A 14930-nucleotide genomic window follows, 5' to 3' on the forward strand; every position below is an offset into this window, starting at 1 on the left:
ATAGCATCTAGTGTTAAGTTAAGGTTATCTTCGAACTTCTACGAGGCAAAAATGAAAATAGCAATTACCGGAACAGGTTCTTACCTGCCCTCAATAATCACGACTAACGAGGATTTTTTAAATCATGAATTTTTAAATGTTGATGGTACCGAATTTGGGCAATCAAATGAAGTTATCATTGAAAAATTTCAAGCCATCACCGGAATTGAGGAACGCCGTTATGCCAAAACAGAATTAAAAACCTCCGACTTAGGATACCTAGCATCAGAAAAGGCCATCGAAGACGCTGGAATCGATAGGGAAACAATTGATTACATCATCTTTGCCCATAACTTTGGAGACCTTACGAAAGGTAAGATTCAAGGCGACACCCTACCTAGCTTAGCCACACGGGTAAAGCATCTTTTACAAATAAAGAATACCTCATGTGTTGCCTACGATATGATTTTTGGATGCCCAGGTTGGGTTGAAGGGGTGATTCAGGCAAAAGCATTTATACAAAGTGGAATGGCCAAAACTTGTTTGGTCATCGGGGGTGAAACACTTTCTAGGGTAGTTGATCCTAATGATCGTGATAGCATGATTTATGCTGATGGGGCCGGAGCAACAATTGTTCAGCAAGTTGAAGACAAAGGAGAAATATTGGCCCATGCAAGTCAGACACATGCCAATGGTGAGGCATATCATCTTTTCTTTGATAAAAGTTATAATCCAGAAAGTTGTCCAGATACCCGATACATTAAAATGCATGGTAGAAAGATTTACGAATTTGCTTGCATTCATGTACCGGCCGCAATGAAGGCGTGTTTGGATAAAAGTGGGATTCCAATTGAAAAAGTAAAAAAAATCTTTATCCATCAGGCAAACGAAAAGATGGATGAAGCCATAGTCAAACGATTCTATCGTTTATATAAAAAAGAAGTTCCTGAAAACATCATGCCCATGATGATTCAAAAAACCGGAAATAGTTCGGTCGCAACCATACCAACGCTTTTTGATTTGGTTCGTAAAGGTGAGCTTAATGCTCATCAAATTTTAGATGGTGATATAGTTCTATTTGCTAGCGTTGGTGCGGGAATGAACGTGAATTGTGTAGTTTACCGTTACTAAATCCGTAGTGACTGCCGCCTCCATTCCCCCGTGGGGCGGCATTTTTCTTTAAACAGTTCTTTGATTTTCCCATGAAGGCGGGAATCCAAATCAAATTCGTTCTAACTTTTATCATTTGGAGCAAAAGATGTATTGAAAATTGATACATCTAACTCTGGTATTTTTCACACTCCATTTTTATTAGTTCTAAACGACAGGATACTTTTTTGGGATTTGTAATTTGAAAATTGGATTTTTACAGAATGTACGAAGGCAAATATCCACACAAGCGTTACCGTTTGACCCTAGAATTTCTAAAAAAGCATATTCCTAAAGATGAAAACATTTTAGATTTAGGCGTCGAAAATCCGTTTTCAGAAATCATGATTAACGAAGGATACCAAGTTGAAAACACCAAAGGGGAAGACTTGGATTTGGATTTTGAAGTGGTTCAGAATTCCAGTGCTAAAGTGGTTACAGCCTTTGAGATTTTCGAACATTTGGTAGCACCGTATAATGTACTCTGCGAAATAAAGTGCGATAAATTGATTGCTAGTATACCCATGCGGCTTTGGTTTTCATCAGCATACAGAAGTAAAACGGACCCTTGGGACCGACACTACCACGAATTTGAAGATTGGCAATTTGACTGGTTATTGGAAAAAGCAGGTTGGCAAATTAAGGATACTATGAAATGGACAAATCCAGTAAAAAAAATAGGTGTTAGACCTTTGTTGCGTTATTTTACAAATAGGTATTATATCGTTTATGCTGAAAGAAATTCAAAATAACAAACTTCAAATTCCAATGTATCATTGGTCTAGTGTGGGGTTTTGCATTTGATTATTGATATTTTTCAAAATGAAATTGAGTATAATCATTCCCGCACACAACGAAGAAAGGTATATCGCTGATTGCCTGTATTCTTTTGTGAATCAAACCCATAAACCAGATGAACTAATTATCGTCGACGATAATTCAACAGATGGCACCTTCAATCTCGCGTCTGGTTTTGCTGGTGACCACGATTGGATAAAAGTTGTTAAAAGGGAAAGCAGTGACCAACATCTTCCCGGACAAAAGGTAGTGGAAGCCTTTAACTACGGCTTGGCACAATCCTGCATTCAATACGACTTTATTGGTAAGTTTGATGCAGACATCATTTTACCTGAAAACTATTTCGAACAAATAATCAACCACTTTCAAGCCAACTGGTTATTAGGCATGTGTTCCGGTTTGTTATACGTGGAGAAAAAGGGAAAATGGGTCTATGAAAACATCGCTAAAAAAAGTCACGTACGTAGACCAATTAAATTGTATTACCGCCAAGTCTTTGAATTGATGGATGGGCTGCGTTTAGGCACGGGCTGGGATACAGTGGACACATTGCTTTGTCAATACCATGATTTTGAGGTCAAAACAGACTCATCTTTGATGGTTAAACACCTACGCCCAACGGGACATGGCTATAGCACCAAAAATTATCATGCCAAGGGTGAAGCTTTATATAAAATGCGGTATGGACTGCCCTTGGCTAAACTTGCCTTATTTAAGATGGCATTACAATCCAAAAATCCCATGCTATACGCGTCTGGAATTTTAGGCTATTTAAGGGCGTGGTTGAGGAGATTACCACGATTTGTAAATTCTGAAGAAGGCAAGTTTATTCGTAGATTACGTTGGAAGGGTATTTTTGGTAAACTTTCTGCCTAAATAAAAACCAGACATATGAGCAAATCAGTCTTTATCTTGTTAACACTGTTTTCATTCATTTCATGTAATAATCAAGCTAAAATGAATGAACATAATACCGAGAATAAGCCGACCGAACACCAAAAAGAACACCATGGTTCGGCAAACGACTTTATGCATCAATCTTCCACAGAAGAATTAGCAAAACGTTTTGAATCAAGTGAACGAGATGAGTACCAAAAACCACAAAAGGTCCTTGAGTTTTTAGGCGAGATTAAAGGAAAAACTATCATGGATATTGGTGCTGGTTCTGGTTATTTTTCGGTGAAATTAGCTGCTGCTGGGGCGCATGTAATTGCTGCAGACGTTAACGATGAGTTTCAAGAAATCATTAAAAAAAGAATTCTTGACAACAAACTAATCAATATAGAAACGAGAAAAATTCCTTACGACTCTCCCAATTTAAAAGACGGTGAGGTAGACATGGTCCTAGTGGTCAATACTTATCATCATATTGAAAATAGATCAAATTACTTTTCCTTGACAAAAAGTGGAATAAAGTCAAATGGAGAACTTGTAATTATAGACTTTTTTAAAGCGCATACTCCCGTTGGACCACCTATTGAACATAAAATCGCAATTGACAAAGTTATATATGAACTAAAAGAAGCAGGATATACCTCCTTTAATGTCAATGTAGATTTACTGCCGCATCAATATATTATACGCGCTAAATAAATAGTTAAACAAAAGCGTTCTTGTTACGTTCTATAAAATCACTTTCCATGGAATTTGCGCTACTTTTTGGAATACTGCCACTTGTTAGTATTGGATTACTTTTTATTAAAGATGCAAATAAAAAAAGGCGCATAATCCTGAATATTTTACTGATTCTAAATGCGATTGTTTTTACTTTACCCATGTTAGCAGCCTATTTGAGTACAGCTGAAGGCGAAAGCATGTTCAATGAAAATACTGGTGGTGGGGCCTATTTGTGGTTCTATATGTTTTTGTTACCGCTTTGCGGATTTGTACTTTTCGTTTTACTGATTCTGAAAATTGTTTTCGCATATGTTCCTAAAAAGTAATTGTGCTCTAACATGCTGGTTTTTTCAGTAGTTGGTTTTTCGTGATTATTTAAAGAAGAATTAATAATACAGGTTTAGTGGGAAAACTATAAGTCCCTACCTTCCCGCATCCGAAACACAAATGAAAATGAAAGCCTCAAATCAATTTTTGAAATGCAGTGTATTATTAGCTATTCTTTCTTTTTTTAACATAAGCGCGCAAGAACACGGCCACGGTCATGAAGGCTTGCATCACTGGGAAATTCCGAGTAAGGACCCTGACCGTATCATACTTACGTTCAATGGAAATCCAGCAACGAAAAGAGCGGTCACTTGGAGAACCAACAAACAAATTGAAAAGGCTTTTGCCCAGATTGCCAAAGCTACTTTAAACTCTGATTTTGTAGATGATGCAATTACTATTGAAGCAAAAACCGAGGCTTTCAACTTAGGGCAATACAAGGGTAATGCCCCTCTTATGGTCAATTACCACAGTGCTGTTTTTGAGGGATTGGAGCCAAATACACTTTACGTTTATCGTGTGGGTGATGGTACTGAGTATTGGTCAGAGTGGATACAGTTCAGAACGGCGAAAACTGATTACGCCCCGACCCAATTCGTTTATTTTGGTGATGCCCAAAACGAAGTTCTGGAGCATTGGTCACGTGTTATTCGTAGGGCCTATCAAACGGCCCCTAACGCAGCATTTGTTGTTCACGCAGGAGACTTGATAAACAATGCGCATCGCGATGTTGAATGGGCAGAATGGTATAAGGCGGGTGGTTTCATACACAGTCAATGGACAGCCATTCCCGTTGTGGGCAATCATGAATTCTGGCACCTAACTGACGAACATGAAGGCAGAAGACTTTCTATACAATGGAGGCCACAGTTCACTTTACCTGTTGAAAAAAAATTGCCAACAGAGCTACATGAGACTGTTTACACTGTTGATTATCAGGATGTACGAATCATAGTTCTAAATTCCAACGAACTACTGGAAGAGCAGACCAATTATGTAGAGAAACAACTAAAAAAATCTAAGGCCAAGTGGAACATTCTTACATGCCACCATTCTGTATTTTCTCCTGCAAAGGGAAGGGATTTTCAATTTGCACGCGAAAATTGGAAGCCTATTTTGGATAAATACAATGTAGATTTGGTGTTAAATGGTCATGATCATACCTATGCTCGAGGTCACGTACCTATTAGAACTGCAGATACGGCAAATGATACTGGGCTTAGTACTGTATATGTCACCTCTGTAAGTGGACCTAAACAATACCCCTTGGATAGAGATCAGATTAAATCCTATTCGGTAGACGGTTATGTTCCCGACAAGGCGGCCGAACAAACACAGTTCTATCAGGTTATTACTATTGAAGATGACAAGCTAACCTATGTGGCTTATACCGTACTGGGTGAGGAATACGATAGAGCGGTAATCAGAAAAGACTTTAAAACAGGTAAAAAAGAACTTTTACAATCTAAAGAATAGCTTGCCTAACGAAAGTATGGTGAACATCCTTTTTAACATTGCCATTTGTTGTGAGCCAAATTTGATTTAATCCAAAACCTCAACAATAGGGGTCCCTGTTGTTCCATTAGGGAATGCTGTGCCCAAAAGCACGGCTAGGGTTGGTGCTATATCAGGGATTTCTGTACGAGATGCAGTTTCACCATGTTTGATTCCATTGCCCATCAGTAGTAAAGGTACATGCGTATCATAAATCATTGGTGAACCATGGGTTGAACCAGTGAGTGGATAAGCGATGTAACCAGGCTTCTGTACAAATACAATATCACCCGACCTTTTCTGGTTCCATCCCTTTTGAATTAAATATGGTATTCCAGAAGATTGGGGGTAGCTGTTCTGCCACAATTGTGTGCCGGTAAATACCTTATCAATATGGGTATATCTCAGAAACTCTGAAGCGATTTCTTCTTCAACATCGTCCAAATCCATCTCAAGATTATCGATAACCTTCCTATCTAAAAAAACCTGGAAGTTGCTAATATTTTTCACGACATCGGTAGTGTTGTATTTGTATTTCAAAAACTCCAAGAATCTTGCTTTCATGGTAGCCATGTTCAAATAGCCAGCAGGTATTTTTTGTTCTTTTAAAAAGTTTGGAACATGAATAGCCCCGTGGTCTGCCGTTAAGAAAACAGTGTAGTTCTCTTTGCCAACTTTTTTATCAAGCGCTGAAAATAACCTTTCAAGGTCTTTATCGAGACGTAAATAAGTATCCTGTACCTCAACCGAGTTGACCCCATACATATGGCCAACATAATCCGTACTGGAAAAGCTGACTGTTAAAAAATCAGTAATATCATCTTCTCCTAAATCTTCATTTTTTAAGGCAGCCAAAGCAAAGTCTGTGGTAATTGAATTTCCGTAGGCAGTTACTCTAAGTAAACTGGTTTGCCCGTTTTGATCCCATAAAGTCGGTAAGTCGTGTGGAAATCGCGTGTAGATTTCACCTCTATGTCTTCCTTCGTAGATATTTTGATCGGTCCCACTTTCCACATACTCCGAGATTGGCTTTAATGTTGTCCAAGGCTTTTTGTAAGACTCTACTGCATTCGACGTGTTGAATGCCACAACCCATTTTGGCAATTCATTCATGTAAAAAGAACTTGTAATCCAATTACCTTCCTTTCCCCCTTCGAACCAATAGGCAGCGTTTGCGGTATGGCCGCCTGGCAACACTGCTCCCCTATCCTTTAATGCAATAGCAATCGTTTTTCCTCGAAACTGTGTATGCAATCTATTCTGGTCGGTTATGGTGGATGTCAACATGCGATGAGGTGACATTTTACCTGCTTCAGAATCTGTTCCTATAGATTCATAGCTATCATCAGAAGCTACATAAACGCTTTCATCTGAAAGCTTATCATACCAATCATTACCTATAATACCATGTACTGCAGGGGTCGTACCGGTATAAACCGAGGCATGACCAGGTCCTGTGCTTGTTGGAGCGTAATTAAAATGGTGGTTTTTACAATTAAAGCCTTCCCTAACCATTCTCTTAAACCCGCCTTCACCATAGTGGCTCCAAAAGCGGGTCAAATAATCATAACGCATTTGGTCAACTACAATTCCGACGACCAGTTTTGGATTCGCGGCAATAGATTCCTCTTGATTTTGGTTTTTACGTTGGGAGTGGATTAGAGAACATCCAACAAAAAAAAGGATGGTCAAGAAGATGTATTGGTTTCTCATTATCATATAATTCTTAATCAAATCTAGATATAAATTCACGCAAAGTATAAAATCAAGGTTAAATGCAATCCATTATTGCTATTTTTACCTTAGCAGTTAGAAATGAGTGCATGAGTTATATCGGAGCCATTGGCAAATACTTTATTATGGTGCGGGAAACCTTTAAAAAACCCACCAAATGGCGCATCATGAAATCCCTCATACTTAAGGAGATAGATGAACTTATTTTTGGTTCTATGGGGATTATCATCTTCATTTCTTTCTTTATCGGGGGTGTTGTCACCATTCAAACAGCATTGAACCTCAACAATCCACTAATACCCAAAAGCTTAATTGGTTTCGCTACACGCCAATCCGTGATATTGGAGTTTGCTCCAACTTTTACCTCAATAATAATGGCGGGAAAAGTAGGTTCCTATATCACTTCAAGTATTGGAACCATGAGGGTGACGGAACAAATTGATGCCCTAGAGGTAATGGGGGTCAATTCGTTGAATTATCTGGTTTTCCCAAAAATCATTGCCATGCTGGTATACCCATTCGCTGTGGCCATTGCCATGTATATTGGTATTTTAGGTGGTTGGGTTGCAGCAGTGTTTGGGGGCTATGCACCTAGTGGTGCATTCGTTGAAGGTTTGCAAATTGATTTTATTCCTTTTCATATAACCTATGCTTTTATTAAGACCCTAATTTTTGCATTTGTAATCGCCACAGTTCCTTCTTTTCACGGATATTTCATGAAGGGCGGGGCATTGGAGGTTGGTAAGGCGAGTACCACCGCCTTTGTTTGGACAAGTGTAGTTATAATCGTTCTTAATTATGTGTTGACCCAAATGATGTTAGGCTGATGATTGAAGTTGATAACGTACATAAATCATTTGGTGAAACCAAGGTTTTAAAAGGCATCAGTACTGTTTTTGAACAGGGTAAGACCAATTTGGTAATTGGACAAAGTGGTTCTGGAAAAACAGTTTTGATGAAAAGCCTTTTGGGTTTAATTGAACCCGAAGAAGGAACAATTAGTTACGATGGACAATTCTATTGGGATTTATCAATTGCTGAGAGACGTGATTTGAGACAGGATATGGGTATGGTATTTCAGGGTAGTGCGCTGTTCGACTCCATGACGGTTGAGGAGAACGTCCGATTCCCCATGGAAATGTTTACCAAAAACTCTATGGCTGAAATGCAAGACCGTGTTGATTTTGTTTTGGAACGAGTTAATCTGGTCGATGCCCACAAAAAATATCCTTCTGAAATTTCTGGAGGTATGCAGAAACGGGTTGCCATAGCAAGAGCAATCGTAATGAATCCTAAATATTTATTCTGCGACGAGCCCAATTCAGGCCTCGACCCAAAAACTGCAATCCTAATCGATAATCTAATTCAAGAAATCACCAAGGAATACAATATCACAACTATTATCAATACCCATGATATGAACTCTGTTATGGAAATCGGTGAGAAGATAATATTTCTCAAAAACGGTTTTAAAGAGTGGGAAGGAACCAACAAGGAAATCTTCAAAACGGATAATGAAGCCGTAACCAATTTTGTGTATTCATCAGAGCTCTTTAAAAAAGTGCGCCAGATGTACATTGAGGAACGTAATTAACCCTCAACTAAATAATTTGAAAAGTGAGATTGCCTAAACAAATTAAGGCAGTAACCTTGATTTACCTAATATGGTTGTCCGTAGCAACATTTATTTTGCTTGAGGCAAACCAAGATCAAGGGCAGTATGCGCAAATTGCTATTCCATTGGTCCTTATCACAATTCATTTTGTTTTGAGTTCGATACTTTTTTACTTCTTCTTTTTTAAATATTCAGAAGAGTTGAATTCAATTATCCTATTTATATCTTTAATACTTATACTTTTACCATTGTTTCCCTTTTTTACTTTTATCCTTCAATAGGTAATTTATACGTATTCAAAGAACTATCTAAGTTTTATGCCCGCAATTAGACCTTATGTTTTAGCAGATACCAATTGGAAGCATCTTAAGGACGAAAATTTCGATTTGGCCATTTTGCCTTGGGGAGCTACTGAGGCCCATAATTATCATCTGCCCTATTCTACCGATGTTATTGAAGGAACGGAGATTGCGGAAGAATCTGCAAAAATCGCTTGGGAAAAAGGTGCTAAGATTATAGTCTTACCAACTATTCCCTTTGGTGTGAATACTGGGCAAAAAGACATATATCTAGACATTAATCTAAACCCAAGCACACAATTTGCTATTCTAAAGGATATCATTACCGTTTTGGACCGTCAGGGCATCAAAAAGTTCATGCTTTTGAACAGCCATGGTGGTAATAATTGGAAGGCTATTATACGGGAGTTGGGCCTGCTTTTCCCCGAGATGTTTTTATGTATCAGCGAATGGTACAAACTGGCAAATGACCCTAAATATTTTGAAGAACCCGGTGATCATGCGGGTGAGATGGAAACGAGTATGATACTCCATCTGGCACCTCATTTGGTATTGCCAGAAATAGAATGGGGCAAAGGTTCTGAAAAGCAGAATACGATTCGCGCCTTTAACGAAGGGTGGGCTTGGACAGAAAGGCCGTGGTCCAAAATAAGTGAAGATACCGGTGTTGGTAATCCTGCCCTGTCAAGCCCGGAAAAAGGAAAAGTGTTCTTTAATGAAGTCTGTAAAAAAATGGCAGAACTTTTTGTTTCAATTGCAAACACCGACATCAATGAACTGTATAAATAAATTTCCAAGGTAGAATCCTTAACCTAAGCTTAATTAAAGAACATAACAATTGTAATTTTCATCAAATAATCTTGCAATTAATATTAAGTCCAACCTTATGAAACTTCCTTCTATTCTACTAATTACTCTACTAACCTCCTTTACTGGTATAGCCCAAGACAAACCGACTATTTATATTGACATACCAACCAATCAAAAACCGTGGAACCATATAGAATGGAACAACGACTCTGAAAAATTTCAATTCGCCATTGTTACCGATAGAACGGGTGGTCACCGACCTGGGGTATTCCCAACCGGAATTAAAAAATTAAACCTGTTACAACCAGAATTTGTCATGAGTGTAGGGGACCTTATTGAAGGGTACACTAAAGACACTGTGAGGTTAAACAGGGAATGGAATGAATTCAAAAGTTTTATTGAGCCTCTAGACGCTCCCTTTTTCTATGTGCCAGGCAACCATGATATCACCAATAAGGTAATGGAAGAAAAATGGAAGGAATTGTTTGGGGTTTCCTATTATCATTTTGTTTACAAGGATGTTTTATTCCTATGCCTTAATTCTGAAGATAATCTACGCGGTTCAGGCCGTGGAACTATTGATGATAAACAATATGAATACATCAAAAAAACTTTAGAAGAAAACGAAGAGGTTAAATGGACGCTTGTATTCGTTCATCAACCACTCTGGGTGCAGGAGAACACTAAACGATGGAAAGATGTTGAACAATTATTATCAAATAGAAACCATAATGTATTTGCCGGGCACTACCATCGATATTGGAAAACAGAAAGAAATAATGGAAAGTACTTTGCCCTTGCGACCACAGGCGGTGGAAGTCCCTTAAGAGGTAAAGCATATGGCGAATTTGACCATGTAGTCTGGGCTACGATGACGGATGAAGGTCCAATTTTGGCAAACTTGTTTTTAGATGGTATTTGGGATGAAAATGTGGTAACTGAAGAATTGGTTGAATTAGTCCGAAATCGACCTTTTCCGGTTCGAATTGAGCCCGCTTATTCTAGTGAAGAAAAACCCGAAAAAATGGAGGCTGAAATGAGAATCATCAATGACTCCGATGTGCAAATGCACGTTGATTTAAAAGGACAATCAGACAACATCTTATTTTATCAGTTTGAAAACAATTCGATTATCGTTGAACCGAATGATGTTGCCACTCAAAAGATTCGATTGAGTAATGCAGGTAATCAGGCTTTGGACAATTTTTCCACTTTAAATATAACTGCCGATGTTACCTACAAATTTGAAAATAAACCAAATGTCAGTTTCTCCTCAGACCTTAAATTCAAACCATTGTTCAAAAATATTTTGAATAAAACTAAAGTCAAAATAGATGGCAAACTGAAAGAATGGGGCGATGCCACTTGGCATGTTGCGAAAGATATGGAAGGCGCCCCATTTGATTTTGATGGTCCGGATGATTGTTCCCTAACTTTCGCCACAGCGTACGATGATGAAAATTTTTACGTGGCCGTTAAACTTATTGATAACGATTTTGTTGTTTCAGAAGAAGGTCATTATTGGGAGCAAGATGCGATAGTTTTAAGGCTGGATGCGCGGCCTTCACATCTAAGTGCTTTCAACATGGGCCAAGGCCGTGGTAAGGATTGGATTTCTTATTTACGAACCTTCAAAAAAAATAATCCGGTAGTTGGCGAAGAATATCTTCCACTAAAGGTAAAAGCGGCTACTGAAATGTTCAACAACGGGTCGCAGATGGAATTTGCCTTTCCAATGGAGTACATTAAAAAAATGGGAGGGGAAAATTGGTCAAATCTTCGCTTTGGCATTGGTTACTTCGACCATGATAATGACGATGAAAACGAAACTACGCATTTTTGGTTCCCCACCTGGAATGGCAGCAAAGATGTTCCCGGTTCAGGAATGTTTTTCAAAGAATAGCTTATCATTCTTGCCGCAGAACGATAGTCGAATCCTTCAATCGAACCTTTAACCATTTTAATAGGTTTTCAGATTGCTTAACCTTTTCATTTTTACGTAAGCTCCCTTTCCATTTGGCTTCAAAGATGGGAATGGTATCCATCTTATTAAAATCAGATTGTAATTGATAGGCAAAAGACAATCCTGCTAAGTTTTGATTGATTTCTTTAGCCTCGGCTACCACTTCTTGAAAAGGAATTTGCTTTCCGACATTTTCACTCAAACGCACAACCTCTTCTTCTAAGAATCGAATGCGCTCTTCACGAGTCAACAATTCCGCTTTTTTTGCTTCATACAGCTCGGAAACATAGTTGAATTTCTCTTCTGAATCATCTTTTCCACCCTGTACAACACTGAATTCTGCATCTTTTAGCCTACTGTAATCTTGTTTTTTTCGCCTCCAAGAGTTCAATATATTCTCGGGTATCTCTTCACTTCCCATGCATACAATTTCCACCAAAGACCCATTTTGGTAGTCATATTCAATCTTAGTTAGGTTATCCAAATAGCGTCCGTTTCTCGCAAATTCATATATCTCAATGGTTTCCGATAAAAATTCTTGGGCTTGTTTCTTAAAAAGCGATTCATTGAATGCCATGTAAAAGGTATACCCTGCTGGTAGCATTACCAAAAGACCAATGGCTGATGCAATTCTCGCAATGCGTCGCCTTCTTCTTGAATTCGCATAACGTACCATTGGAAATCTCAGATACTTGATAACCAAGAAGGTTGCCAAAGCAATGAAAATAGTGTTGATGATAAAGAGGTACATGGCCCCTAAGGCATACCACCAATTTCCAATGGCCAGTCCAAAACCTACGGTACAAAGTGGCGGCATCAAGGCAGTGGCAATGGCCACACCGAAAATCACACTAGCAATGGTCCCCTTCTTTGCCCTAGCGATAACTAGCGCAAGTCCACCAAAAAACGCAATTAGTACATCGCGAATGTCCGGTTTTGTTCGAGCTAAAAGTTCTGAAGATTCATCTTGAATGGGAAAGGTATAAAAGAATAAAAACGCAGTCACCACGCTCAAGACTACCATCACTAAAAAATTCTTTAGCGATTTTCGAAGTGTCTCAACATCATTTATGGCCAAAGACAAACCCATTCCTAAAATCGGGCCCATTAGGGGTGAAATAAGCATGGCGCCGATTACAACTGCCGTTGAATTAGCATTCAACCCAATGGATGCTATAAATATTGAACAGATGAGAATCCACGACGTGTGGCCCTTAAAAGGTATGTCGAGTATTATCGATTCTTTGGTAGTTGCAGCATCGGTATTGCTTCGAATCTCCAATAACTCCGTCATGAACTTTCGAACACTACCGAGTAAACCTTGAAAGTCTTTTTTTACTTCTTGAGAATTTGCTTCGTCGGAAGAATTATCCTCCTTAAACAGATTTTCTGGCATAAAAATTAAGCATAGTGATCCCCAAAGGTATCACTTACTTTATTACGTACCTGTTTTATGTCTTGCTGTTTTGATTTTGGATAAATAAGCAAAACGTCATCTTTATCAACTATAATATAATCTTTTAAGCCATCAACTATAACGACCTTGCCGTTAGTTGTGCGGACCATATTACCATTGGCGTCATTGAAAACGGTTTTACTGTTGACCACCGCATTTTCTTCTGCATCTTTATCCAACTTCTCGTAGAGTGCTCCCCATGTTCCTAAATCATTCCAATCAAATGTAGCCGGAAGGGTGAATATTGAGCTGGAATTTTCTAAAATGGCATAATCTATCGAGATGTTTTCTGCCTTGGGGTAGTTTTCTGCTATAAATTCCTTTTCATCAGCTGTATTATAACATGAGCTTCCTTTTTGAAAAAGTTCATACTGTGATGGTTGGTATTCTTGAAAGGCATTTACAATAGTTTTGACACTCCACATAAAAATACCTGCATTCCATAAAAAATTCCCCGCCGCTAAAAATTCTTTAGAAGTTTCTAAATCTGGCTTTTCACGGAATTGGGCCACCTTTTTTAGTTGGGTTTCTTGTTCCTTTTCAAATTCAATATATCCAAAACCAGTATTTGGGTATGTTGGTTGAATGCCCAACGTGCAAAGCACCTCTTCCTGCTCGCACTTATCAAAACATGCCCTTACATCATTTTCAAATGCTTGCTCGTCTTCAATCCAATGATCACTTGGTGCTACGATCATAACACCATTTGGATTCATCTTTTGAATTTTAAGGGCAGCATACAAAATACATGGAGCAGTATTGCGCATTGCAGGTTCAAGAACAACCTGATCTTGTTTGACCAAAGGAAGTTGTTCCAAGACCAGATCATTGTAGCGTTCATTGGTCAATATGAGTATGTTTTCAGTTGGGATAAATCTATTTAAACGGTCAAATGTTTTTTGAATCAAGGTTTTACCCGTACCAAGCATGTCATGGAACTGTTTTGGGTTATCAGTGGTGCTTACCGGCCAAAAACGGGAACCTACACCCCCTGCCATTAATACTGCGTAATAGTTTTTATTCATGGTATTGTGTTAATCATTGATTAATTCTACTTCGGCATTGGGCTGAAACAAGTACAATCTACCTGTGGAGAGCTCAACGCATTCGTAGCGCTTTCTTCTTTTATTACCTTTTTTGAACAACTTTCCGTTATACAATCGAAACGTGCTACCCAAAGGCAATTCAAAAACGTAAGATTTTTCTGATTGTTGTACTGGGTCATAGGCTTTTAAGGCAATTGCCAATTGAGAATCAGTACTACTACTAGCCTTTGGATTCTTAAAATGTCTTGCCATTAAGGGTAAAAGTTGAGTTGGAAAAATTTGGGGACGAATAAATGGTACCATCAATTCTTGAAAAGTGCGTTTCCATTCTATGCCATGTGGTTTTATGCGTCGACCGAATTTTTCAAATGCAACCAAATGTGAAATTTCATGAACCAGTGTTATTAAAAAACGGTATTTGTTCAATGTGGCATTAACCGTAATTTGATGTTGTCCGTTGGGCATTCTTCTATAATCACCGTGTCGTGTGACCCGTTCATTTACAATCTTTAAATGCACCCCAAATTGCTTAATCATCTCAAAACACGGCCGCACCGCGTTTTCGGGTAGGTATTTTTCAAGAATTGATTCCACATTGCAAAATTAGCCAATCCACTTGGGTATGACCATTAACAGCATGAAG

At 38.5% G+C, this 14930-nt stretch carries 14 protein-coding genes; 10 read left to right on the top strand and 4 right to left on the bottom strand.

What is annotated here, in order from left to right; genetic code table 11:
- Positions 1-51: 51 nt before the first annotated feature.
- The 6 genes from HCU67_RS15060 to HCU67_RS15085 all read left to right on the top strand — a co-directional run bounded on the left by HCU67_RS15060 (position 52) and on the right by HCU67_RS15085 (position 5346).
- Positions 52-1110, top strand: coding sequence for a 3-oxoacyl-ACP synthase III family protein (locus HCU67_RS15060; RefSeq protein ID WP_168553414.1), 1059 nt, complete (start codon positions 52-54; stop codon positions 1108-1110).
- Positions 1111-1352: 242 nt separating this feature from the next.
- Positions 1353-1880, top strand: coding sequence for a methyltransferase (locus tag HCU67_RS15065; RefSeq protein ID WP_168553415.1), 528 nt, complete (start codon positions 1353-1355; stop codon positions 1878-1880).
- Positions 1881-1950: 70 nt separating this feature from the next.
- The gene (locus tag HCU67_RS15070) at positions 1951-2802 is read left to right on the top strand and encodes a glycosyltransferase family 2 protein (RefSeq protein ID WP_168553416.1); all 852 of its coding nucleotides are present in this window, start codon (positions 1951-1953) and stop codon (positions 2800-2802) included.
- A gap of 15 nt (positions 2803-2817) precedes the next feature.
- A complete protein-coding gene (locus tag HCU67_RS15075; RefSeq protein WP_168553417.1) occupies positions 2818-3519 on the top strand; it encodes a class I SAM-dependent methyltransferase in 702 nt (233 codons plus the stop codon).
- A 47-nt stretch (positions 3520-3566) separates the two neighbouring features.
- Positions 3567-3869, top strand: a complete 303-nt coding sequence (locus HCU67_RS15080) for a hypothetical protein (RefSeq protein WP_168553418.1) — start codon at positions 3567-3569, stop codon at positions 3867-3869.
- A gap of 127 nt (positions 3870-3996) precedes the next feature.
- Positions 3997-5346 carry a purple acid phosphatase family protein gene (locus tag HCU67_RS15085; RefSeq protein ID WP_168553419.1) on the top strand — a complete coding sequence of 450 codons (1350 nt, stop codon included), beginning with the start codon at positions 3997-3999 and terminating at the stop codon, positions 5344-5346.
- A 66-nt stretch (positions 5347-5412) separates the two neighbouring features.
- Here HCU67_RS15085 and pafA read toward each other — a convergent pair whose 3' ends face one another.
- On the bottom strand, positions 5413-7077 hold the full coding sequence (gene pafA, locus HCU67_RS15090) for an alkaline phosphatase PafA (RefSeq protein ID WP_168553420.1): 1665 nt from the start codon (positions 7075-7077) through the stop codon (positions 5413-5415).
- Between the two features lie 110 nt (positions 7078-7187).
- On the opposite strand from pafA, the gene HCU67_RS15095 reads away from it, so the two are divergent.
- From HCU67_RS15095 to HCU67_RS15110, 4 genes are all read left to right on the top strand, one after another.
- A complete protein-coding gene (locus tag HCU67_RS15095; RefSeq protein WP_168553544.1) occupies positions 7188-7925 on the top strand; it encodes an MlaE family ABC transporter permease in 738 nt (245 codons plus the stop codon).
- On the top strand, positions 7925-8692 hold the full coding sequence (locus tag HCU67_RS15100; protein ID WP_168553421.1) for an ABC transporter ATP-binding protein: 768 nt from the start codon (positions 7925-7927) through the stop codon (positions 8690-8692). Before HCU67_RS15095 ends, HCU67_RS15100 begins: the two co-directional genes overlap by 1 nt.
- A gap of 338 nt (positions 8693-9030) precedes the next feature.
- A complete protein-coding gene (locus HCU67_RS15105) occupies positions 9031-9801 on the top strand; it encodes a creatininase family protein (RefSeq protein ID WP_210423723.1) in 771 nt (256 codons plus the stop codon).
- A gap of 97 nt (positions 9802-9898) precedes the next feature.
- Complete coding sequence (locus tag HCU67_RS15110) at positions 9899-11725, top strand: metallophosphoesterase (protein ID WP_168553422.1); 1827 nt, start codon at positions 9899-9901, stop codon at positions 11723-11725.
- A 4-nt stretch (positions 11726-11729) separates the two neighbouring features.
- On the opposite strand, the gene HCU67_RS15115 is transcribed toward HCU67_RS15110, so the two are convergent.
- From HCU67_RS15115 to HCU67_RS15125, 3 genes are read right to left on the bottom strand one after another with little or no spacing between them, the layout of a single operon-like run.
- Positions 11730-13181: a TIGR00341 family protein gene (locus tag HCU67_RS15115; RefSeq protein ID WP_168553423.1), complete on the bottom strand. Its 1452-nt coding sequence runs from the start codon at positions 13179-13181 to the stop codon at positions 11730-11732.
- A gap of 5 nt (positions 13182-13186) precedes the next feature.
- On the bottom strand, positions 13187-14266 hold the full coding sequence (locus HCU67_RS15120; protein WP_168553424.1) for a mannose-1-phosphate guanylyltransferase: 1080 nt from the start codon (positions 14264-14266) through the stop codon (positions 13187-13189).
- 9 nt (positions 14267-14275) lie between these two features.
- Positions 14276-14881 carry a SprT-like domain-containing protein gene (locus HCU67_RS15125; RefSeq protein WP_168553425.1) on the bottom strand — a complete coding sequence of 202 codons (606 nt, stop codon included), beginning with the start codon at positions 14879-14881 and terminating at the stop codon, positions 14276-14278.
- Positions 14882-14930: the final 49 nt, after the last annotated feature.

Origin of the sequence: Croceivirga thetidis (assembly GCF_012272815.1) — a bacterium.
Classification (GTDB): Bacteria; Bacteroidota; Bacteroidia; order Flavobacteriales; family Flavobacteriaceae; genus Croceivirga; species Croceivirga thetidis.